Genomic DNA, 23394 nt, shown 5'->3' with positions numbered 1-23394 from the left:
CGAATGGCATGGTTAACTGACCCACAGGCATGGCTGGCACTGGTCACCCTGACTGCCCTGGAGATTGTCCTCGGCATCGATAACATCATTTTTATCTCGATCCAGGCCGGTAAACTTCCGGTTGCGCAACAGGAGAAGGCCAGGCTGGTCGGCCTCGGCCTGGCAATGTTTATCCGCATTGCGCTGCTGTTCTCGCTCACCTGGCTGATGGGACTCACGTCACCGCTGTTCACGGTGCTTGGCAATGAGATCTCCGGCCGCGACCTGATCCTGTTGTCCGGCGGGCTGTTCCTGATCTGGAAAAGCACCATGGAGATCCATGAAAAGCTCGAAGGCGAGCAAGAGATTGCCTCGGCTCGGGTAGGGGCAACCTTTGGTGCGGTAATCGTGCAGATCCTGCTGCTGGATATCGTGTTTTCCCTCGACTCCATTATCACCGCGCTGGGAATGGCCAATCAACTGCTTGTCATGGTTAGCGCGGTGGTCATAGCGGTTGGCTTCATGATGCTTTTTTCGGGGAAGATCAGCGCCTTTGTCGAGAAGCATCCCACCATCAAGATGCTGGCATTGAGCTTTTTGCTGCTGATCGGCGTGGCGCTGATCGGCGATGGGCTCGACATGCATATCCCCAAGGGTTACATCTATTTTGCCATGGCTTTCTCGGTAGTGGTGGAGATGCTTAACCTGCGGATGCGCCGCGGCACGCCAGTCAAGCTCCATCAACCGCATCTGGAACATTCCACCGAAAGGTGACAACCCCGGCTCTGCCGGAGAAGCTACATTCAGGAGTAAGGAAATGAAGAGATACTTTGTTAAAGCATTCGCAGTGCTAGCCGCCGTTATGTTTCTGAGCATCACTGTGCTGGAGTTCAACGCCGAAGCCAGAGCCGGTGGCAGCCGCTCCATGGGTAGTCGTGGCTCGCGCAGTTATGCAAGGCCTGCCAGCTCTTACTCGCAACCGAACCAGCCGCGGCAGCAGTACGCGCCTGCGTCAAGCCCCTTTCAGCAGCAGGCAGGGGGCGGTTTCATGCGGAGTATGGCCGGCGGGATGATGGGAGGACTTCTGGGCGGGATGTTGTTCAGTAGCCTCGGCTTTGCCGGAACCGGCGCCATGGGCGGCGGGGGCATCGGCCTGTTTGAAATTGTTCTCCTGGCTGGGATCGGCTACCTTATTTACCGCTACATCAAGAAAAAGAGGTTGGAGAGCGTTTCAATCCCCTATGACCGGCGATGAATGGGCGAAAGTTGGAGTAGTGTGAAGCTGGTGACGCAGGGGCAGTAAATATTGAGTGGGGAGCCGGAATGGAAAGCGCGATTTTTTTCAGTACCTTTGGTTTGATTTTTCTGGCAGAGCTGGGTGACAAAACCCAGCTGGCTGCCATGGCGCTGGCGCTACGTTATCCGTGGCAACGGATTTTCGTGGGGATAGCGGCAGCCTTTGTCGTGCTGAACCTGGCTGCGGTTGTGGTCGGCAAGGTGCTGTTCCTGCTGTTGCCGATCTTCTGGGTAACGCTGGTTTCCGGGTTGCTCTTTCTCTATTTCGGTTACAGCACCTTGCGCCATGCCTGCGACAGCGAAGATGACGATGCCGGCACACCGCCAACTGCCGCCACCGCCGCTCGCACCGCCTTCATCATGATCTTTATGGCCGAACTTGGCGACAAGACCCAGCTGGTGACGGCCAGCCAGGCTGCCCAGCATTCGGGAAGTCTGGCTGGCATGAGTCTGGTCTTTGCCGGATCTACTCTGGCATTATGGCTGGTGTCACTCTTGGGGATATTTGCCGGCAAGCAGCTGGTCCGCTTTGTCCCGCTCTGCTGGATTCATCGTACCGCAGGGGCCATGTTCCTGCTGTTTGGGGTGATGGCGCTGTGGAAGCTGAAGGGGATGTAATCACGCTGCTCAGCAGATGAGACTATCGTATTTCAAAGGCTTGGTGGCGTTGTTTCGTCACGGCCCGGGGAGTGGCAGCATAATAATTTGTCCGACCTTGTCTCCCTGGTATCTCTGGCTGGATACTCCCGGCATGATGAAGCAACCATAGACATTGCCTTCGAAGGTGTTGCTCATGGAGCCACTGCCGATCATGCTTGAACTGAGGTCCTTCATGAAATTGTTGTCCCTGCAGCCGTCTCCGAAAGTGACATCTCTGACATTGCCGTGAAATTTGTTGCCATAGCAGTTTTGCCCGAATGTCACATTATCCATACCCGCATAAACTACGCCGTCTGAACAGTCTTTGATGGTAATATCGGTTACTTCGGCCGGGCTCAGGAAAATCCATGGGTCGGTACCGCCTCCCATGGTTATCTTCATTGCTTTGCCCCTGAATACCACTTTGGTGGTCATTTTGCTGGTTCCATCTCCGGCCCAGTTCTGGTCGCCGATGTGAATATGGTTGTATCCTCCTCGAGCGAGCCAGTCAGGGTGGAACATGGGAAAGTCCTGGTAGGCAAATCCTCCTCTGGGCGAGTCAAAGACTCCGGAACCTTCTGTTGTTTCCCACCACCGGGAGACCCAATTCCTCCAATCCTGGTGAGCCCAGATGTCCAGGTCGGGATTTTCCCGGTAAAAAATATGCCCTGTTTCCGAACCGTAGAGGTCTGGAATGTTTTCTATTGAATAGTAGATGATGTCGTGAGGATAGCTCTCGCTCAAAGCTTCGTAGTATAGATGGTTTATGGTGCTTGCCGTGACAATGAGCGGTTCGGTGGGGCCATAGTGGTACTCAGTGGTATCGGCAATCAAGTGTACTGTGCGAAAATCAATGATGCGGTATCTCTGCTCTGGTACGAGTCTGTTGGAGTTCGCAGCTGCCACCAGTGAAGCATAGGTGACGTCAATGACCTTGCTCATTATTTCGTTGTCTTTGGCGATCCGTGCGGCCCGCTCTGCGGGTAATCCACCTTTCATGGAGCTTGCCGCAGCATCTTTTGGCACCCCCAGGATTGCTTCAGTCCAGTACCCAACCGAGAGTATCATTAATAAAAACATTAGTGCTGTTAGAAGGTTGCGCATCAAGAACATAAAAGCACCTCCTGCACAATTAGCGAAATATTAATACTGGCTAATTTTACCTCGTGGGTTCTTCTTGTCAATCAAAGGTTGATGAAACCCCGGGAAGTGACAGCATAATAATTTGTCCGACCTTGTCTCCCTGGTATATCTGGTTGGATAACCCCGGCATGATGAAGCACCCATTGACATTGCCTTCGAAGGTGTTGCCCATGGAGCCGCTGCCAATCATGCTTGAACTAAGATCCTTCATAAAGTTATTGTCCCTGCAACCGTCTCCGAAGGTGACATCTCTGACATTGCCGTGAAATTTGTTGCCATAACAGTTTTGCCCGAATGTCACATTATCCATTCCCGCATAAACCACGCCGTCTGAACAGTCTTTGATGGTAATATTGGTTACTTCGGCCGGACTCAGGAAAATCCACGGGTCGGTACCGCCTCCCATGGTTACCTTCATTGCTTTCCCCCTGAATACCACTTTGGTGGTCATTTTGCTGGTTCCATCCCCTGCCCAGTTCTGGTCACCAATGTGAATATGGTTGTATCCTCCCCGAACGAGCCAGTCAGGGTTGAACATGGGAAAGTCCTGGTAAGCGAATCCTCCAATGGGCGAGTCAAAGACTCCGGAACCTTCTGTTGTTTCCCACCACCGGGAGACCCAATTCCTCCAATCCTGGTGAGCCCAGATGTCCAGGTCGGGATCTTCCCGGTAAAAGATATGTCCTGTTTCCGAGCCGTAGAGGTCTGGAATGTTATCAATTGAATAATGGATGATGTCGTGAGGATAGCTCTCGCTCAATGCTTCGTAGTATAGATGATTTATGGTGCTTGCCGTGACGATGAGCGGTTCGATGGGGCCACGGTGGTACTCCGTAGTATCGGCAATCAAGTGTACCGTGCGAAAATTAATGATGCGGTATCTCTGCCCCGGTACGAGTCTGTTGGAGTTCGCAGCTGCCACCAGTGAAGCATAGGTGATATCAATGACCTTGCTCTTTATTTCGTGGTCTTTTGTTGTACGTGCGGCTCGCTCTGCTGGTGATCCGTCTTTCGGTGAACTTGCCGTAGTATCTTTCACCCCCAGGATTGCTTCTGCACAGTGCCCTGCCGGGAGTATCATTAATAAAAACATTAGTGCCATTAGCGAGTTGCGCGCCGGAAGCATGAAACGTCTCCTATGTGATTAGAGTTAGGTTACGATTTAGTAATTTAACCCCACGGGCTTTTCTTGTCAACCAACGGAGAGTAAAATGTCATCGCTGTTTTTAGTTACGACCTTAAAGGTAACACTGATCTTGCCCGGCATCGACAGGCACTCTGTTAAGCGAGGACGCTCTCTGGCAGAGGTGAAGCGGACCATAATCGCAACCGTTATCACAGCTGCCAATGGCTGTATTCGTCGGGAAGCATGAGGCTCGACAAGCTGCTTAACAGCTTGTCCGCTCTTGTCTGGTAGGTTCTTCAATGATAAATCGTTTCGCTAGCACAGATGCTCGTGCATATGCTAAAAATGCAAATCAGCTTTTCATAATTTTATTTCTGCGGCCCTCGATTACAGTGCCAATAAGCTGTTGGATATAACTTCTGGTTAATATGGTAGTTTTTTGAGGAGTTCACCTTGAGGATTCTGCTAGCAAACCCCTCATGCAAACAAAGTATTGATAATAAGTACGAAAAATATTTTATTCGTGCGGGCTCCCGCTGGCCCCACTCAGGAGTTAAAAGAAAAGGAACAATACCCCATTATCTGCCGTTTCCTTTTTACCTCGCATGTAGTGCCGCGAAGTTGCAAGAGAGCGGTTTTGATGTGCATACTCTTGATGCAATTGCTTTGGATTTGTCTGAAAGATCTTTTCTCGAGATGGCGGCCAAGATCAAGCCTGATCTGCTGTTTTTTGAAGTTACCACTCCCACCATAAACTATGACCTGAAACTGCTCGTAAAAATACGTGAAGTCATTCCTGATGCAATAATTTCTATTGGCGGTGCCCATGCAACTACCTTTGCCGAGCAGATATTAGCTGATAACCCTGTGATTGATGTCATTTTTCAGGGTGAATATGAACTGGCCCTGAACGATCTGGCCCTATCGTACAGTGATTCACAGAATAGGCCGAGACGTTGCGTAATTCCACGGCGTGCGATCGGTGATAACAATGTGACGTCACTGTCCGGCGTGCCATTCCCCGCATATGATATGTTTCCAATTCGGGATAAGTCTGATCCGACAGTCTACTGGGATGGTTTCTGTCAGTTATACCCTGCAATCCAGATGCAGACTTCACGGGGATGCCCAAACCAATGCTATTTTTGCCTCTGGAATTCTGTGATCTACGACCATGGTGCCTATCGGGTTTATGATCCTGAACTCGTTGTGGCGAAGATGGCAGATCTCGTCACGGTCTATAAAGCTAAAGAGATTTATTTCGACGATGACAGCTTTACCGTCAAGAAGAGCCATGTGGTGGCAATCTGCAATGCCCTGACAAGACAGAATATTAATGTTAAATGGAGTTGTATGGCTGACGTTGCTCACCTGGATGAACAGTTACTGCAGACAATGTCTCTTGCAGGGTGTATCGGGATAAAATTCGGGGTTGAGAGTGGCAGCAACAAGGTACTGAAACACGTCGGGAAGCCGGTTGACCTAACAATGGTCCAGAATATTGTTAGGTGTTGCAGAAAATTCAACATCAAGAGCCATGCAACTTTTACAATCGGCCTTCTTGAAGAATCAGAACATGACGTGCAACAGACGCTGGCGTATGCAGCAGCGCTGGGTGCAGACTCGATACAAATAAGTATTGCTACACCGTTTCCCGGAACTCGATTTTACGATACGTTACAGAAGCAGGGTTTGGTGAGCGAAAGAGGTTGGGAAGAATTTGACGGTAAATGTTCGGCAATAAATCTCTCCCCATTGCTTGACCGAGGCCGAGTTGAAGAACTCCGGAAAAGAGCAATGCTTAGATGGCTGCTGAAAACTGTGTTTATCCCCACAAATTTGTTACGCCACCGGAGGATCATTATCCGGACAATCCAGGGTCTCGGAATCCGTAAATTCATGCACAAACTTTCGGCCACTCTCATCGATGGGTACAAAAATAAATAAAATACCATGAACATAATTGTCACAACACACGACTCCATTCACCCGATCAAGGGAGGTGGCGCACTCAGGACGTTGAAAACTGCCGAAGAGTTTAGGCGGCGGGGGCACAATGTCATTATTATTGCCCCTACCGACGGCGCGGCGGAGGTCAACGGTATTAAAATTGAGTGGCTAAGAGGCCCTAGCAAGCAACGTTCTCAGATATTAAGTTCTATAAAATTCAACGTGAGACTATTAATAAAGTACCTGAAGTTCATTAGGTGGGCTGATCTGATCTTTGTACATAACACCATTGCAGCTGCTGTGATGTTGTTTCTGAAACCGGTTTTTCGCTGCAGGTTTGCCCTTGATATCACAGATATTCATGCGGAGTATCTGTCAATAGGTAGACGCACGATTATGGAGACATTGGCAACTCCGCTGCTGCTGTTCATCGAATACCGTATTATACGGATTGCCGAGAGTATAACCGCTGCATCGCTGGCAATGAAGCGAGTGCTAGTCGAACACGGTGTCAGGCCTGATCGCATAGAGGTAGTATATGATGGTGCCGAGATTGACAGGCTGTCAGCTGAGAAATCTGATGATTTTTATTTTAATCTTATCCATCTAGGGCTTATAGACAAACAGCATGGGGTTGACGTACTTATCAAGGCTTTGCCTGAAGTACTCAAAGAGTTCCCACTGGTAAAGTGCTTTATCGTAGGTGACGGTAGAGAACTGACAAAGATCAAGTCCCTGGCACTGGAATTGGGAGTGTTCGACAACTGCGTATTTACTGGGCAGCTACCGTGTCAGGAGGCAAGGGCATATCTGCAAAAAGCTAATATCGGGATAATACCCAGACGGGACAACCTTCCGAATCGAATCGTTACAACTCTCAAGTTGCTGGAGTACTGGGCATCTGGAACCGGTGTCATTTCATCCAGGTTGGAAGCCATTACAGAAGTTGGCATGGAGGGTCTAAATATAACTTATTTTGAGCCAGGGAGTCCATCCGCTCTGGCTTTACAGATAAAGCGACTGCTTTCTGCACCTGAAAAACTTGACCTCTTAAGAGCAAATGGCATCAAAGCAGCCCACCACTATTGTTGGGATTTGCTGGCACCACAAATAGCAGACAAGGCTGTCGAATTATAAAATGAAGCTACTTGATGCGATAACAAATTTTTTTGAATCTCACCGGTACCGCAGGGTTCTTTTTTCCTGCCTTGTCGTTGCAGCTGTTTTTGCCTATCTACTGATGGCTAGCTGGCATAAGTGGGGGGATCTTATAGTTGATTCCTCAAGAGAGATGTGGGTACCGCTGCAGATTATGAGAGGTAAAGTATTATATAAGGATATTTATTATTTTCACGGTCCTTTGCCGGCATATATTATATCACTGTGTTACAAGATATTTGGTGCCAGTATAAATACATTAATAGGTTGTGGCATTGCAACAACAATAGTCATGTGCGTATTTATGTATATGTTGGCTAACACATTTATGAATTGGTTTGTGTCAGTAATATTAGTTGTAAATTATTGTCTGGTTTTTGCATTTGGTGTCGGTACCTATGATGTTATATTCAATTACATCTTCCCATACAGTTTTGCCTCGACTTTTTGTTTGTTATTCATAGCAGGATCTCTGTTATGTTTCTTGCAATATATCGAATTTGAAAAGACTGCCCATTTAATTGGTTGGAATCTGCTGCTGACCCTTGCTTTTCTCTCGCGGCCAGAAACTGCGCTGCCAGTCTGGTGCGCCTTCGTGTTTTCCGGACTACTTATTAAAAGCAAAAGACGTTATTTTAGGCTTTTGATGCTTATAACTCCTGTTTTTTTGAGTGCTATGATTTATTGCATAGGGCTTTATTGGTTGAACGCCTTTGATGGTTTCAAAGAAACGCTGTTGGGGAGTTTACTCTTCGCCTCAAAAGGAAAAGATGCTTTTGTCATTTCGACGGCAGGCTTTAAGGAAGTGACCGGGAATATACTGCTTGTTATCCAATCGTTTCTATATCACCTAATAGTTGTTGTAGTTCTCTGTGCCGGGTCAATTCTTGTTCACAAGGCTTCAGCCAATAACAAGATGAAACTACTCAAAACTATCTCCGGTTGTACTCTCATAGTAGTGGCTATTGTTTTTGCTTGTAACTATCTCGAAAATACTGATGACTTGCTCCAGTACCGATGTATTCCATTGATCTTATTATTTTCCATAATCCTATCTCTATTGAAAATGTTTCATGGAGTAGATTACAAATACAACCATAAGTTCTTTACCTTGTCATTCATTGCGCTACTTCTAACCGCAAAAATTATATTGAATGCTACGCCGATACTATCAGGGTTTTATCTCCTTACCATTGGACTTGTTGTTTATTATGTGTACTTCATAAAGCTGACAACAGGTATTTGCAAAAAAATATCACCGTTCAGTGTTGGTATCTGTCAGTCCCTTCCTATACTGATAGTCTTTGTAGCGCTTGCCATTAAGTCATGGGGAATGTCAGCGGATATATATTCAGGGAAAAATCTCAGGGTTGACTCAGGTAAGGGGATTCTTTATTGCTGGGGTGATTTAAAAACAAAATCATACTGGGATGCGGTTCACTACCTGCAAAATCATACCAGTAAGAATGATAGTCTCGTGGTTATCCCAGAGGGGGCGAGTATTAACTTTTATGCTGAGAGAAGTAATCCTTTGAAATATTTTTTGTTTCTTCCTGGAGATATCATAAAAATCGGCGAGCAAACAATTATAAACCAACTCCATGATAGTAAAATTGACTACATTGCCATAGTCCACAGACCCTCACATGAATATGAGTTTGATGCGTTTGGTGTCGACTACGGATTGCAGCTTTCATCTTGGATAGCAGGTAACTATGAAAAGGTAAATCAATTCGGGGCTAAACCATTTTCATCTGACAACTTTGGAATAGAAATTTTAAAGAGAAAATAGGTCTACGTATAGTTGGGCTATATAGGGGAGGCATCACAACCCCGAAAGTTCAAGCCAATGAGGGTTTTTTTCTGCATGATTCGCAATTTCTTCAAGAATTTGCTCCATGTTAGTTTCCGGTCTCCACCCCCAAACATCCCCGGCAAGGGTTGAATCCATAACAAGCCAGGGGACATCGAACCGGCGTATGGTTGGATTACTGCCAACCATATGGTCACCAAATCTTCTCTTGCACCAAGAACTAAGTTCCGCAAGTGACATAGCATTGTCCATGCCGCCTCCAAGGTTCACAATTTTTACGGGGGTTGATGTGCCGGGAGCTGTCTGCATTTGGAGCAACGGTATCAGGTCGCGAGGGTGCATGGCGTCGCGAACCTGACAGCCATTACCACCGAAACCGATGTAGACAAGTGGCCTGCGTCGAAGCCAGGAATTGATCCAGAAGGTGAAAATTCCCTGGTCAGGCCTACCAAACTGCCCTGCCCCTGCAAACACTCCGCACCTGTTTATCCAAACCGGAAAATCGAATGCCTCCCCGTACTCAAGAGCCAAAGCCTCAGAAGCCAGTTTTGAGCTGCCATAAAGAGATATTGGAGGGGCTGTGCTGAACAGCTCACTAACACCAGCATCGCTCAAGCCCGCAGGAAGAGCCTGGTGTGAGGCAAGCCGGAACGCTTTACCGACAGGCTCGACGATAATATCGCTAAGACGAGAGATCGAATACACCCTGCTGGTGCTTATGAGAATAAATCCGGCGTTACACCGCTTGCAGTATTCGAGTATATTTACTGTTCCAAGGAGGTTGTGCTCGACAAGTTGGCGGCTGCTGGTCTGGCCGTCAACGCCTGCCAGGACGCTCGGGTTTGCTGCCGCGTCAATCACCCAATCAACTTTTGGAAGCAATTCGAAATCTGATGCGGAGCGGATATCCCCATGTAAAAGTTTTATGCCGAGTTTCTGCAGTTCGATCCGGTTGTGTTCGCTCCCTGGACGGATAAAGTTGTCGATTCCGTATAGTTCAAGACCAGGCTCAGCCACAAGCCATGACTTTGCCAAAGTGCTACCAACAAAGCCGCAGATGCCGGTGATAAGGACTTTTTTCACAATAACCGCTCCTGCCAAGATTCGACAATCTCCTTGACCGTCTGCCTAAGTGATTTGGTTATGCACCATTTCGGGTAATGCTTTTTCATCTTGGTAAGATCGTTGTAGTAACAGATGTGGTCACCGATACGGTTCTGATCGACATATTTGTAGAGCTGCTTTCTGCCGCTGAACTCCTCGGTGATGCTGAAAGCCTCTAGAATGGAGCAGGAGTTACCCTTGCCGCCGCCGAGGTTGTATACCTCGCCACAGCGGGGAGTCTCGTAGAAGGCATGTATAAAGTGTGCGACGTCCTCGGCATGGATGTTATCGCGCACCTGCTTCCCCTTGTACCCAAAGACGCTGTACTCTTTCCTTTCGAGGTTGCATTTGACAAGATAGCTCAGGAAACCGTGCAGTTCAACTCCGGAGTGATTCGGGCCGGTGAGGCAGCCGCAGCGAAGGCAGCAAGTGGGCATGTCGAAGTAGCGGCCGTACTCTTGCACCATGATGTCAGCAGCAACCTTTGACGCGCCAAACAGGGAATGTGTGGACTGGTCGATGGAAAAACTTTCGGCAATGCCATTGGCGTAGGTGGGATCGGCAAAATCCCAGCGTGTTTCTAGTTCAGCAAGCGGAATACTGTTAGGTAAATCGCCATATACTTTGTTGGTTGACATATGAATAAATGGGGATTCGGGGCAGGCCTGGCGGGCCGCTTCGAGAAGATTTAGAGTGCCGACGGCGTTCGTTTCGAAATCGTCAAAAGGTATGGCGGCAGCCCGATCGTGTGAAGGCTGCGCAGCGGTATGGATAATGCCGGACGGTTTCAGCTCTTTTACGAGATCAAGGACTCCTTGGCGGTTGCGGATATCCAGTTCGTGATGACTAAAGTTGGGCAGATTTTCTACAAGTCGCTGCAGGCTCCAGCGGGTGTCTCCCTGAACGCCGAAAAATACTGCGCGCTGGTTGTTGTCTATGCCGTGAACCTTGAACCCGAGATTGTGAAAATAGGTAACTACTTCTGAGCCGATGAGGCCTGATGAGCCGGTGACAAGGACTGAATTCAATGCGCTGGCCTTTCTCGACAAATATTGGCGTAGTTCTAATAGCGGCAATTCAAGGTGAAATATGATTTTATTGATAAATTCTATACTGCTCTGAGCGTGTTAACGCAATACAATTTCGGAGTGGATCTTTAGCTTTTCTCTTTGGCTTGCCAATAGGGTGTCCTGGGCTAAATGGCTTACCTTTGGGTTGTGCGAATCTAGCTATGTCCGAGAACCTTGGTCACTTCGTAAATTATGCGCCCATGGTTGACCATGTTGCTTGCCATGCTGTGCCGCAGATCGTGTAAGTGGACGTCTGCAAGGGACATATATTAAATTCAGTAAGTTCGCACGTTGAACTATGGGAATTTGCACATATACTCTACCCAAATGGGTAGGGTAAAGAAAAGACTGGATACGTGATGAACCTGAACATCTCAACTAAAATTCTCTGCGTCGTTCTGGCGGTTTCCTTGCTCGTCATGTCGGGTTGGGGAGTTGTCAATTTCCTTAACGACAAAAAAGATCTTTCAATGGATCTCCAGCAGCAGACAGAAGCGGCTGCAAAACGACTTGGGCAGGCACTTGTCAATCCCGTTTGGAATCTGGATGACGATGAAATCGGCAGGATTATTAGGTATGAGGTTAAGAGTGACAACATTCGGGCGATCATACTGCGAGGCGATAATGGTCGCCTGCTTGCAGGGAGCAGCAAATCTGGAGGTTCAATTTACAACCTATCACAGGACAATAGCGGAAAGGATACAGCTGGCCTGCTGAAAAGCACTATTTCGGCAGACGCGCAGGTTCGAAAGGAGTCAGCTATCCTCGCCTCGGTAACTGTGTATGCCGAGGACACTCCGCTGAAGTCGAAGCTCCGCAAGAGGCTCTTTTTGTCAGCATTCGGGATATTACTTCTCTGCGCCGGTCTTACTACCGTACTTTACATGGCTTTGCGAAGAACCATAGTTCGCCCCCTCAAAGAACTTGAGAGAGCGGTGGATCAGATATCGATAGAAAATCTTGCCATTCCGATCCCCGTAAACGGGACTGACGAAATAGGGAAGCTTGCTGATCGTTTCCGGGAGATGACCACCGAACTTCAGGCCAGTCTTGACCTGCAGCGGCAGAAGGAGGTGCAACTGCTGCAGGCCCAGAAAATGGAGGCAGTGGGGATGCTGGTTGGCGGGATATCCCATGATTTCAACAATATCCTGTGCGCGATATCGGGATCGGCAGAGCTGTTGTCGTTTCGTCTTCAAGCTGAACATCTTGTCGAGATGGATAACATCAAGAAGCATCTCTCGAATATAAGTGACGCGACAAACCGTGCAACCGCACTGATTCGCCAACTTCTTACTCTTTCAATGAAGAAGGAGGTACTGCTAACTGCTGTTGATTTGAAGGATTCGGTCCGGCATGTTCATAAACTGCTGCAGAGCAGTTTGGACAAATCGATAACTGTGAAACTTGATTTGCCGGAGATGCAAGCAATGGTGAACTCAGATCCTATTCAGATGGAACAGCTGCTGCTGAATCTCTGTATCAACGCCAGTCATGCAATGACTATTATGAGACCGGAAGGTGATCCGTGGGGAGGAGACCTGGGTATTTCACTCAAGTTATTAAGTGGTGACGGCTCTATCCTCAAGGCAGATGATGAGGCGGATGCGGATGCGTGCTGGCTCCTGTCGGTTACTGATACGGGGGTGGGGATGGAGCCCTCGGTCATGGAAAATATTTTTACCCCCTTCTTTACCACCAAACAAAAAGGAGTGGGGAGCGGTCTGGGGCTCTCCATGGCCTACTCGATAATAACGCAACACCATGGCGATCTTACGCTACATTCGGTTCCCGGCAAAGGGAGCTCTTTCCATATTAAACTGCCGATATTGTGCCAGCCGGATGACAACCGCCAGAGTGCAAAGGATACAAAAGACACAACTCTTCCCTCTGGTTCAGGAATGATCCTGGTTGTTGATGATGATGATGCTGTCCGGGAGAACGCTTCCCAGATTCTCACCCAGTGCGGGTACCGCGTGGTTCTGGCGGTCAATGGTGCCGAAGGAGTCCGCCTTGCAATAACGCATGGCGCAGAAATCAGGCTGATATTGCTCGACATGATTATGCCGGTAATGTCAGGCATAGATGCCCTGCCGAAGATCAGGGAGTCTGCGCCAACCGCCAAACTTTTGCTTACCTCTGGTTTCAAACAGGACCCCAGAGTTCTTTCCCTTCTGGCGAAGGGCGCAGTGGACGATTTCATACTTAAACCATATCCGCTGCAACAGCTGGCTTGGAGAATACAGGCACTTCTTGCATCCGATGAGCGCGTCAGTAAGATGGTTGCTGGCCAGGCAGCAACTTTTCGCGGAGAATCAATATGAACAAAGCATTGGTGCAATACTCCCGAATTATCCTGACATTACTGACACTCGGGGGGATCTGGCTCCTTTCTGCAACTGCGCCTGCTGCGGCTGCAACCTATCGAATGGTGACCCTTGAGTACCCCCCCTATGAATACTCCGAGGACGGAGTCATCAAGGGGGCTGCCGTCGAGATAGTGAGAGAGGCATTTAAACTTATGGGGCATGAAGTCATTATTGAAATCTTGCCTTTTGCACGATCCATTGAAATGCTCAAGAATGGTGACGCTGATGGAATATTTACCTTTTTCAGGACGCCTGAAAGGGAGAGTTTTGCGTTCTTCTCACAAGAAGCGGTTGTACAGCAGCGAATTTCACTATGGGTGAGGAAAGACTCAAAAATAACCTTTGACGGCAATCTGACAAGCCTCAAGGATTACCGGTTCGGGGTGGTAAGAAAAACCAGTTACGGAGAGAGATTTGACGGTGCAGTAAAAAAGGGGACGTTGAAAATTGCGGAGTCCTACACCATTGAAGAGGCCATAAAATTACTGGTGAACGGAAGGGTTGACATCTGGGTGAGCAATCATGACGGTGCAGTATTTGAACTAAAGAAAATCGGTCAATCCAAGGAAGTGAAAGAACTGTTGCCTTCGCTTCAGAATATACCGGCCTATGTCGGTTTTTCCAGGAAGCGAAATCTCGAAGGATTGAGAAACGACTTTGATGCTGCCCTGCGCACATTGAAGAAGAGCGGCAAATACGCTATTATATTAAAAGGTTACTCTCATTGATCAGAAGGAGGGATGCCAATGGGGTTCGTTCAGCGATTCATTGGGGCCTGCCAGTCACTATGGATTGACGGCAGTAAATTGTATGCAAGGTCTTTAGCATGCGCTTCCGGCTTACTGGGTCTGGTGTCTGCCTTGCCACAAACTGTTCTGGCTGAACCTCTGAAGATGGCCTTTCGTGACAAACCACCCTATTCTTACCTGGAAAACGGTGTACAGAAGGGCTTTCTGCTGGAACGAACCCAAAGAATTCTTTCACGCGCCAAAATTGAATCAAAATTCATAATACTTCCTCCCAAGCGGATCTTCCAGGATATCCAAAACAATGTGGAGCCGGTTTGTTCCTTTGGCTGGTACAAAATTCCGGAACGTGAGAAGTATGCCCGCTTTTCCATCCCCATGCATCAGGATCGACCGCATGTCATTCTTGCGAGCCCCAACTCTGCCCAGAAGTTGCTTCGCCACAAGACCCTGAAGAATGTGATGGCTGATTCAACTCTCCTGCTTGCAGTTGCCGACGGTGTTTCTTATGGCCCTGAGCTTGATACCATGATAGCTGCATTTCCGGGCAAGGTTGACAAGGCGTTACAGTCACCGTTGCAAGTCGCAAAAAAATTGGCGATCAACCGGGCTGATCTCATGTTTATTGACCAGGATGATTACGATTACTTGATGGAAACTAACGCTGAGTTCAAGAGCACTGGCACGGTGCGTATTACATACCCTGATCTGCCTGCTGGATTAAAACGTTATATACTCTGCAGTCAGAAAGTAGACGAGGGTGTTATGCGAAAGATTAACGCAGCAATTGCTGCAGAGGGAACACGTTGATTCATCAAAGGAAACGTCCGCAAGTTTCCAGAGTAGCACCACTCACGCGTTTGATGCCTTGCTGTCCCGCAACTGTAAACGGTGATGAAAACATCCTCAGGTAATGGACTTGTTAACACAACGTATGGGCATTCGAAATTGAAGCTCACGTTTCTCACATTCCTTTTGACTTTTCTCAGGGCACTCTGCTACAAACACTCCACAACTGCTTGCCAGACGGATTGGTGCCGTGCCCCACAAAGGCGCGGATAATAGGGAAGAGGGTGGAAATCCCTCGCTGTCCCGCAACTGTAACAGGTGATGAAAGCCGTTCTATGCCACTGGGTTAAACCTGGGAAGGCGCGGCGAGTAAGATGACCCTGGAGCCAGGAGACCTGCCAAACCGATGCTTCAATGGAACTTCCGTGGAAAGAGGGGCCGAAGCCCGGTATTTCCATCTGCGGCATTTCGAGCCCCTGTACTCCAGGGGCTTTTTCGTTTTCGAAAACTCTCCATTCGGCTTAATCCTGGCCTGCGGTTTAATTACAAGGCTGAAAGGAGATTGGAATGCTTACCCAGATTGAGGCAGCACGCAAGGGGATCGTTACCCCGCAGATGGCAAATGTCGCGAGTGATGAACAACTTTCACCTGAGTACATCAGGCAGATGGTGGCTGAAGGAAAGATCGTCATCCCCTGGAACCACACGCGCAAGCCGAAGCCGGTGGGGATCGGTAAGGGGCTGCGGACCAAGGTCAATGCCTCTATCGGCACCTCGTCGGATATTATCGACTATGAGGCAGAGGTCAGGAAGGCCAGGGCTGCCGCGGAATCCGGCGCCGATACTCTGATGGAACTCTCTGTCGGCGGCGATCTGGACCGGGTTCGCCAGGAGGTGATTGCCAGCGTTGACCTGCCGGTAGGGAACGTGCCGCTCTATCAGGCCTTTTGCGAGGCAGCGCGGAAATACGGCGATCCCAACCGGCTGGACGAAGAGCTGCTGTTTGACCTGATCGAAAGACAGTGCAGCGACGGCATGGCTTTCATGGCGGTGCATTGCGGCATCAATCTCTACACCATCGAGCGGCTCAGGAAACAGGGCTATCGGTATGGCGGGCTGGTCTCCAAGGGTGGCGTAAGCATGGTCGCCTGGATGCTGGCCAATGGCCGGGAAAACCCGCTGTACGAGAAGTTCGACCGGGTAGTGGCAATCCTCAAGAAATATGACACCGTATTGTCGCTCGGTAATGGGCTACGGGCCGGGGCGATCCACGATTCCAGCGATCGGGCGCAGATCCAGGAGCTGCTCATCAACTGCGAGCTGGCCGAAATCGGCCGGGAGATGGGGTGCCAGATGCTGGTGGAAGGTCCGGGGCATGTGCCGCTGGACGAGGTGGAGGGGAATATCCAGCTGCAGAAGCGGATGAGCGGCGGCGCGCCTTACTACATGCTGGGGCCGATCTCAACCGATGTCGCCCCCGGCTTCGACCATATCACCGCGGCCATCGGCGCAGCCCAGTCGAGCCGCTATGGGGCCGACCTGATCTGTTACATCACTCCGGCGGAACACCTGGCCCTGCCCAATGAAGACGATGTGCGCCAAGGGGTGAAGGCCGCAAAAATAGCGGCCTACATCGGCGACATGAACAAATACCCGGAAAAAGGGAGGATGCGGGATAAGGAGATGTCCAAGGCGCGGCGTAACCTGGACTGGGAGAAACAGTTCGAGCTGGCCCTCTACCCTGATGACGCCAGGGCCATTCGCGCCAGTCGGGTGCCTGATGATGAGGCCACCTGCACCATGTGCGGAGATTTTTGCGCCTCTCGCGGCGCAACAAAATTATTTGCGGATGACCTAAAGGGCGATAAGATTTAAAGGCTCTGCTCTGGTCCACAGCTGCTGCTGGTGACAGGAGCCTGGGCAATGACAGCAGTTGATGGGGGATTTAGCTTGGAAAAGACCATTTATGTCATCGGTCACCGCAATCCTGACACCGATTCGGTGGCCTCGGCCATTGCCTATGCCGAACTGAAAAAGAGGCTTGGTGCGCCGCAGGTCATTGCGGCCATGGCCGGAGAGCCGAATCCCCAGACCCGTTACATTCTCGACCGGCTCGGGATCTCTGAGCCGCTCTTGCTGGCGGATGTCCACCCCAAGGTGCGGGATGTGGTCAACCGGCGGCCGGTCACTCTCAGCAAGGATGCAACGGCCTATGATGCGCTGGAGCGGTTTCATGCCAGTGGTGTCCGGGTCATGCCGGTCCTGGACGAAGCAGGGAATCCTAGCGGTTCGCTGTCACTGCTGCGTCTTTCCGAGACCTATCTGCTGCCGTGTCCAGAGCTGCAGCGTGAGATCAGAACCAGCGTTGCGGCTTTGGCCCGGACCCTTGCGGCCGATTGCATCGTGTTACCCGGGGATGAGACGGTTGAAAAATTTCATCTCTTCATCGGCGCCATGCGGGAAGAGTCTTTTTCCGGGCGCATTGCCGATTATGAGCCATCCTCATTGCTGATCATGACCGGCAACCGGCGGACAATCCAGCAGGCAGCCATTGAGAGAGGGGTCGGCCTCCTGGTCGTGACCGGCGGCCATCCTCCTGATCAGGATATCACAGCCATGGCAGAGGCAAACGGAGTCAGGATCCTGCTGACCCACCACGATACTGCAACTGCGGCCTGGCTCGCCCGGCTTTCGACGCCGGTATCCCAGGTTGCCGATCACGCCTTCACCACTATCGGCATCGGCGAGCCGCTGTCCCAGCTGCGTCAAAAGCTGCTACAGACCGGCGATGCCGCCCTGTTCGTGACCGAGGAGGATGGCTCTCTTGCCGGGGTGGCGACCAAATCGTCGTTGCTGGCAGAGATCCCCTACGGCCTGATCCTGGTGGATCACAATGAAACGGGGCAGGCGGTTCCTGGGGCCGACGCGGTGGAGGTGCTGGAGGTGATTGACCACCACAAGCTCGGCAACAGCCCGACAATTGCCCCCATTACCTTCATTACCTCTCCGGTCGGCAGCACCTGCACCCTGGTTGCTGCACGCTATCGAGAAGCGGGCCTTGCCCCAGAACAGCGGATTGCTGCGCTGCTCCTCGCCGGAATCCTCTCGGACACGGTTATTCTCAAATCCCCGACCACAACGGACGTTGATCGCTCTACCGCACAATGGCTGGCTACGATTGCCGCTATGGATGCTGAAGATTTCGGCAAAGAGATCTTTGCCGCCTGCAGCTCGCTGAAGCATTACGGATCGCCGCTCAAGGTGGTCGAGGCGGATTTCAAGCATTTTACCCAGGGAGAAAAGACCATTGGCGTCGGCCAGGTGGAGGTCGTTGGTTTCGACGAGTTTGACGGGGTCAAGGGGGAGCTGCTGGCTTGCCTGGCCCAGATAAAACAGCGGGGCAATCTCTTTATTGCCGGGCTGATGGTCACTGACATCGTTTCGGGAACGACCCTGTTCCTGGTGGAGGGGCATACACGGATCGCCCATGTCATGGGTTATCCCCAGCTGGAACCCCATCTTTATGAGATGAAGGGGGTCATGTCCCGAAAGAAGCAGTTGCTGCCGCATCTTTTGAAGATTCTGGAAAAACTGTAACCGTCCTCTATTTGTCTTTTCTCGGCACCACCACAATCCCGGACTCGGTGATTGTGTACCCCATGGCCAGGTCTGCCTCACGGTCATAGCCGATGGTCGAGTTGTCCGGGATCACGACATTCTTGTCGATGATCGCCCTTTTGATCTTGGTGTGACGGCCTACCGTAACATTCTCGAAAAGGATGGAATCCTCGACCAGGCTGTAGCTGTTGACCTTGCACAGCGGTCCCATGATGGAGCGCCTGACGATGCTGCCGCTGGTGATGCAACCGGCGCAGACATAGGAGTCGATATTGACCCCGCGGCGGTCGTCATCGTCGAATACGGTCTTGGCCGGCGGCAGGTTCCCCTGGTTGGTCAGGATCGGCCATTTGTAGTTGTACAGGTTTAGCTGCGGCGAGACATGGATCAGGTCCATGTTGGCCTCGTAGTAGGAATCCAGGGTGCCGACGTCTTTCCAGTACCCCCGTTCTTCGGTCCTCATCCCCGGGATCACATTGTCGTTGAAGTTGTAGGCAAAGATCCGGTCGCCACTTTCCAGCATCATCGGGATCACATGCTTGCCGAAATCGAGATCCTCGTGCATCTTCTTCCCTTCCTGCAGCACCTCGATCAGCTTCTTGGTGGAAAAGATGTAGTTCCCCATTGAGGCGAAACAGGTCTCCCTGCCGGGGATGGTCTCCGGATTCTCCGGTTTCTCGGTAAAACCGGTTACTTTGGAGTCGTCATCCACGGAAAAGACTCCGAAGCGGCTGGCCTCGCTCTTCGGCACTTCCAGCGCGGCAATGGTGATATCGGCCCGGTTCATCCGGTGGTAGTTGATCATCTGGGTGATATCCATCTTGTAGATATGGTCGCCGCCAAAGATCGCCACGTAGTCGGCGTCAGAGGTCTCGACGAAGCGGAGGTACTGCAGGATTGCGTCGGCAGTCCCCTTGAACCACTCCTCCCGCTCGCTCTTGGTCTCCGGAGAGATGGCGACAAAGAACTCCCCGAGCCCGGTCCATTTACCCCATGATTCGCGGATATGCTTGTTGAGCGAGAACGCCCGGTACTGGGTCAGGATATAGACCTTCTTGATCCCCGAATTGAACAGGTTGGAGAGCACAAAATCAATGATCTTGTATTTGCCGCCAAAGGCAACGCTCGGCTTGGCCCGACGCAGGGTCAACGGGCTGAGCCGTTCCCCTTTCCCTCCGGCCAGCACCATGGCGATGGTGTTTCTCCCCACATTGTCCAGTGCATACATAAAAGTCTCCCTCCCGAGAGAATATAGATTCTTGCGGCACAGCCTGCCGGTTAAAACGGTTCACTACAGGTTGAATGATTTAAAACGCCAAGGAATAAGCTCATGAAGAGTGTAGTCAAGATTTCTGATAATGCAATATCGGGGCAACGATTCTTTAACCGGTTTTTTTTCTCGGCAGGCGCTTGTCTCCGGCTCTGATGGTGAGTTTCTGCTCGTCAAAGTACTCCAGCAGGGGGATCATGTATTTACGGGACAGCCCGGTCATGTCCCGGAAATCGGCAGGGGTCATTTCACCCTTCTGCTCCAGAAGCGTGACTACTTTGTCCCGGATGGCGGCCAGCGGAGCCGGCGCATAGAAGAGGTCGCTCTTTACCTTGACTGCCTTAGCGTCACGCGCCAGTTGATTGAGGCATTCCAGCAGGGATTTTTCCGGCAGGCTAAAGGTGCTGCAGAGCTCCTTGATCGACGGCGGTTCTGAGCCATGGCTTGCAAGGTGTGCGGCGATTTTGTCATGGATGCCATGCTTGCCTGGATCGGCGGCCGCAGGACTGGCAACCGGCTTGACCAGGTCGCGTTCTGCCGTCAGCATCCCGGCCTTTTCCAGCGCGGCAATGCAGGGCGAGAAGAAGCGGGGGTCACTCCGCGCCGGGATGCGCGACTTCAGTTCCTCTTTGCTCATCCCCCCCCGGAGCGGGTTTTTGGCAGTGAATGCGGCGACCTCGTCGCTCAGCAGTTGGCACAGGGAAGCGAATCCAGCCCGGCTAAGGTAGATTTTCGGCTCCCTGACAACCTGGATAATCCCGCCTGATGTCAGAATGGGGGCAAGTGCCGATTCCAGGCGCTTTGGCGGGTAACCGGTGCGGAGTGCAAGCTCTGCAAAAGAGATCCCGGTGAGCAGGCTGCTCTCTATCATGCCGGCAACGGATTCCGTTTCCTGCCCTGCGGCAACCGTTGCCAGCAGTTGCAAGGCTTCGCCGGTTCTGCGGCGCCTCGGCGGCGGGAACGGATCCAGCACAGTGCCGCCGCCTACTGTGGTAGCCGGGGAAGACGAACGCAACACAAACGAATCGCCGCTCATCAGCAGCACCGGCCGGGACAGCCGGAGCTGGGCATAATCGGCTTCGCCGGGATTGAGCAGGTCGCGGTTGAACAGGATCACTGTTGCCGAGATTTCATAGGTGGCGGAATGGAAGCGGAGCTGCGCCCGGTGCTTCAGCTTGCCCGGCGCAGATCTGAGGTATTCCAGCCGGACATCAACCAGCCCGGTGGTGCGGAACGCGCCGCGCGGCACCACCACATCGCCGCGCCTGATCTCATCATGGTCAACCCCTTGGAGATTGATGGCCAGCCGCTCGCCCGCCGCACCCTGGTCGCATTTGACCCCATGGACCTGGAGCCCGCGAACCCTGGCCGGCAGCTCCCGAGGGAGAAGCTCAACATCGTCGTTGACCGCAACCTTGCCGGAGAGCAGGGTGCCGGTAACCACCGTGCCGAAACCGGGGACCGTGATCACCCGGTCAACCGGGAGACGGTACGGCCCGTCCGTCCTTTTCTGGTCAGTGACGTTGGCAAGCTTGCCGAGTTCGGCAAGCAGTTCATGCAGGCCGGTGCCGGTGCGGGCTGACACCGGAAGTATCGGCGCTGCTTCGAGAAAGCTCCCGGCAAGGAATTCCCGCACTTCTTCCGTTGCCAGGGAGAGCAGGTCAGCATCTACGAGATCGCACTTGGTCAGCGCCACCAGCCCGTTCTTGACCCCGAGCAGCTGGCAGATCTCCAGGTGTTCCCGGGTCTGCGGCATGACTCCTTCATCGGCTGCGATAACCAGCATCACCAGGTCAATGCCACCGACACCGGCGACCATGGTGCGGACGAACCGTTCGTGGCCAGGGACATCGATAATGCCCAGATGGTAGCCTCCGGGGATATCAAGGTCGGCAAAACCGAGCTCAATGGTGATCCCCCGTGCCTTTTCTTCCGGCAGGCGGTCGGTGTCGATGCCGGTCAGCGCCTTCACCAGGGAGGTCTTGCCGTGGTCTATATGTCCGGCTGTGCCGAGAATGAGATGTTTCATGGGATAATCAGGATACCTGAAGAAATGACGCTACTATGCCATAAGTCTATAGTTAAAGCTCCTGTTCTTTTTTGAATGGCACCGTAACGGTAAACTCGGAACCCTTGCCCAGGTGAGTTGCAAAGGTCAGGTTTCCTCCAAGTAGCTCGACAAGCTTTTGAGCCAGTGGCAGGCCGATGCCAACCCCGTCGTAGAGCCGCGTCAACGAACAGTCTCCCTGGCGGAACTCGTCGAAGATGGCAGGGAGTTTGTCATCGGGGATGCCGATGCCGGTATCCTGCACCGCAATACTGATTGCAAAGCAGTTGTCCCCTTTATCCGCACCTTGCGCCGTTACCGTAATACCTCCGAAATTGGTAAATTTGACGGCGTTATCCACAATTATTTCCAGGATCTGCCCAAAACTCAGGTCATCACCATAGAGAATATCCGGGAGCCGATCCGCATATTCAACCATGAAAGCCAGTCTTTTTTGCGTTGCCTTTCCTTCAAAGGGATGAACAATGGTCGATATGGTTTCTCTGGGGGAAAAGCTGCGGCAGATCGAGCCATGGGTATTACTCTTTACCGCCACATATGCCAGGATATTGTCCACTACCGAGTTCAACCGCCGGGCAGAGAGTTCGGCCGCGTCGAGCAGTTCGGCCTGTTCCTGGTCGTGCCGGTAATCCTTCAGCAATGAAATGCAGCCGATGATGCCGTTAAGGGGAGTGCGCAATTCATGGCTGATGGCCGACATGAATGCTGATTTGGCAACGGATGCCGAATGGGCGGCGTTGCGGGCGACCTCGAGTTCATACAAGGCATTGCGCAGTTCTGCAGTCTTGCGCAAGACCTCATCCTCAAGCTGTTTATGGTATTCCCTTTCCAGGGCTGCGCCTCTTGTCACTGCCAGGGCTTTTTTGATAGAGGCGACAAGAAGTTCGAAGTCAAGCGGCTTCACTGCAAAATCGAAGGCCCCGTTTTTTATCGCGAGCAGGGCAGTGTCAAGGTCTGCCTGTCCGGTCATGATGATAAAAGGCGTTTCCGGTGCCAGCTTTTTGGTAATGTTGAGTATTTCAACGCCGGACATTGCCGGCATCAGGTAATCGCTGATGATTACGTCATACCGGTTCAGCGAGATACTGTCGAGCGCGAGCAGGGGATCGTTGCAGCTGGTTATGTTGCAAGGCAACATCTTGTTCAGATAGAGCTGAATCAGTTCCAGCAGACTCTTGTCGTCATCAATTAGCAGTATGGCAATAGGGTGTTGCTGCATCGAATAGTCCATAGGTTCTCCTACCTAATCTCAAGTC

General features: G+C 51.4%; 20 protein-coding genes and 1 riboswitch. Of the genes, 12 read left to right on the top strand and 8 right to left on the bottom strand.

Translation table 11 applies throughout. The features are described 5' to 3' along the window. The first annotated feature begins 3 nt into the window (after positions 1–3). The 3 genes from KI809_RS05325 to KI809_RS05315 all read left to right on the top strand — a co-directional run bounded on the left by KI809_RS05325 (position 4) and on the right by KI809_RS05315 (position 1893). A complete protein-coding gene (locus KI809_RS05325) occupies positions 4–753 on the top strand; it encodes a TerC family protein (protein ID WP_214170441.1) in 750 nt (249 codons plus the stop codon). 43 nt (positions 754–796) lie between these two features. After that, a complete protein-coding gene (locus tag KI809_RS05320; protein ID WP_337833277.1) occupies positions 797–1234 on the top strand; it encodes a hypothetical protein in 438 nt (145 codons plus the stop codon). A 68-nt stretch (positions 1235–1302) separates the two neighbouring features. Continuing rightward, on the top strand, positions 1303–1893 hold the full coding sequence (locus KI809_RS05315) for a TMEM165/GDT1 family protein (RefSeq protein ID WP_214170440.1): 591 nt from the start codon (positions 1303–1305) through the stop codon (positions 1891–1893). Between the two features lie 57 nt (positions 1894–1950). On the opposite strand, the gene KI809_RS05310 is transcribed toward KI809_RS05315, so the two are convergent. Both KI809_RS05310 and KI809_RS05305 read right to left on the bottom strand, forming a co-directional pair. After that, complete coding sequence (locus KI809_RS05310) at positions 1951–3027, bottom strand: hypothetical protein (protein WP_214170439.1); 1077 nt, start codon at positions 3025–3027, stop codon at positions 1951–1953. Positions 3028–3094: 67 nt separating this feature from the next. Next, a complete protein-coding gene (locus tag KI809_RS05305; RefSeq protein WP_214170438.1) occupies positions 3095–4183 on the bottom strand; it encodes a hypothetical protein in 1089 nt (362 codons plus the stop codon). 85 nt (positions 4184–4268) lie between these two features. Here KI809_RS05305 and KI809_RS05300 point away from each other — a divergent pair, with 85 nt between their 5' ends. From KI809_RS05300 to KI809_RS05285, 4 genes are all read left to right on the top strand, one after another. Further along, positions 4269–4430 carry a hypothetical protein gene (locus tag KI809_RS05300; protein ID WP_214170437.1) on the top strand — a complete coding sequence of 54 codons (162 nt, stop codon included), beginning with the start codon at positions 4269–4271 and terminating at the stop codon, positions 4428–4430. Between the two features lie 206 nt (positions 4431–4636). Then, complete coding sequence (locus KI809_RS05295; RefSeq protein WP_214170436.1) at positions 4637–6130, top strand: B12-binding domain-containing radical SAM protein; 1494 nt, start codon at positions 4637–4639, stop codon at positions 6128–6130. A gap of 6 nt (positions 6131–6136) precedes the next feature. Next, positions 6137–7270, top strand: coding sequence for a glycosyltransferase family 4 protein (locus tag KI809_RS05290; protein WP_214170435.1), 1134 nt, complete (start codon positions 6137–6139; stop codon positions 7268–7270). 1 nt (position 7271) lies between these two features. Beyond that, positions 7272–9083: a glycosyltransferase family protein gene (locus tag KI809_RS05285; protein WP_214170434.1), complete on the top strand. Its 1812-nt coding sequence runs from the start codon at positions 7272–7274 to the stop codon at positions 9081–9083. A gap of 33 nt (positions 9084–9116) precedes the next feature. Here KI809_RS05285 and KI809_RS05280 read toward each other — a convergent pair whose 3' ends face one another. From KI809_RS05280 to KI809_RS20920, 3 genes are all read right to left on the bottom strand, one after another. After that, on the bottom strand, positions 9117–10187 hold the full coding sequence (locus tag KI809_RS05280) for an NAD-dependent epimerase/dehydratase family protein (protein WP_214170433.1): 1071 nt from the start codon (positions 10185–10187) through the stop codon (positions 9117–9119). Then, a complete protein-coding gene (locus KI809_RS05275; RefSeq protein WP_214170432.1) occupies positions 10184–11236 on the bottom strand; it encodes an NAD-dependent epimerase/dehydratase family protein in 1053 nt (350 codons plus the stop codon). The genes KI809_RS05280 and KI809_RS05275 overlap by 4 nt, the downstream gene beginning before the upstream one ends. Positions 11237–11433: 197 nt before the next feature. Then, positions 11434–11544, bottom strand: a complete 111-nt coding sequence (locus KI809_RS20920) for a tyrosine-type recombinase/integrase (RefSeq protein WP_214170431.1) — start codon at positions 11542–11544, stop codon at positions 11434–11436. 93 nt (positions 11545–11637) lie between these two features. Here KI809_RS20920 and KI809_RS05265 point away from each other — a divergent pair, with 93 nt between their 5' ends. The 5 genes from KI809_RS05265 to KI809_RS05245 all read left to right on the top strand — a co-directional run bounded on the left by KI809_RS05265 (position 11638) and on the right by KI809_RS05245 (position 18779). Beyond that, a complete protein-coding gene (locus tag KI809_RS05265; RefSeq protein WP_214170430.1) occupies positions 11638–13602 on the top strand; it encodes an ATP-binding protein in 1965 nt (654 codons plus the stop codon). Between the two features lie 104 nt (positions 13603–13706). Beyond that, a complete protein-coding gene (locus KI809_RS05260) occupies positions 13707–14375 on the top strand; it encodes a substrate-binding periplasmic protein (protein ID WP_214170429.1) in 669 nt (222 codons plus the stop codon). A gap of 18 nt (positions 14376–14393) precedes the next feature. Beyond that, complete coding sequence (locus KI809_RS05255; protein ID WP_214170428.1) at positions 14394–15203, top strand: substrate-binding periplasmic protein; 810 nt, start codon at positions 14394–14396, stop codon at positions 15201–15203. 205 nt (positions 15204–15408) lie between these two features. Next, a riboswitch (cobalamin riboswitch) is annotated at positions 15409–15599 on the top strand. A gap of 150 nt (positions 15600–15749) precedes the next feature. Then, the gene (gene thiC / locus KI809_RS05250) at positions 15750–17057 is read left to right on the top strand and encodes a phosphomethylpyrimidine synthase ThiC (protein ID WP_214170427.1); all 1308 of its coding nucleotides are present in this window, start codon (positions 15750–15752) and stop codon (positions 17055–17057) included. 48 nt (positions 17058–17105) lie between these two features. Beyond that, a complete protein-coding gene (locus KI809_RS05245; protein ID WP_281416795.1) occupies positions 17106–18779 on the top strand; it encodes a putative manganese-dependent inorganic diphosphatase in 1674 nt (557 codons plus the stop codon). A 7-nt stretch (positions 18780–18786) separates the two neighbouring features. On the opposite strand, the gene glgC is transcribed toward KI809_RS05245, so the two are convergent. The 3 genes from glgC to KI809_RS05230 form a co-directional block, all read right to left on the bottom strand. Next, positions 18787–20028 (bottom strand): glucose-1-phosphate adenylyltransferase, encoded by a 1242-nt coding sequence (gene glgC / locus KI809_RS05240; RefSeq protein ID WP_214170426.1) that lies wholly within the window; start codon positions 20026–20028, stop codon positions 18787–18789. 154 nt (positions 20029–20182) lie between these two features. After that, positions 20183–22099 carry a selenocysteine-specific translation elongation factor gene (gene selB / locus KI809_RS05235; protein ID WP_214170425.1) on the bottom strand — a complete coding sequence of 639 codons (1917 nt, stop codon included), beginning with the start codon at positions 22097–22099 and terminating at the stop codon, positions 20183–20185. Between the two features lie 52 nt (positions 22100–22151). Beyond that, on the bottom strand, positions 22152–23369 hold the full coding sequence (locus KI809_RS05230; RefSeq protein WP_214170424.1) for a hybrid sensor histidine kinase/response regulator: 1218 nt from the start codon (positions 23367–23369) through the stop codon (positions 22152–22154). Between the last annotated feature and the right edge of the window lie 25 nt (positions 23370–23394).

This window comes from Geoanaerobacter pelophilus (assembly GCF_018476885.1).
Lineage (GTDB): Bacteria > Desulfobacterota > Desulfuromonadia > Geobacterales > DSM-12255 > Geoanaerobacter > Geoanaerobacter pelophilus.
Note: the sequence above shows the minus strand (reverse complement) of the source record. Positions and strands in the feature narration are given on the sequence as shown.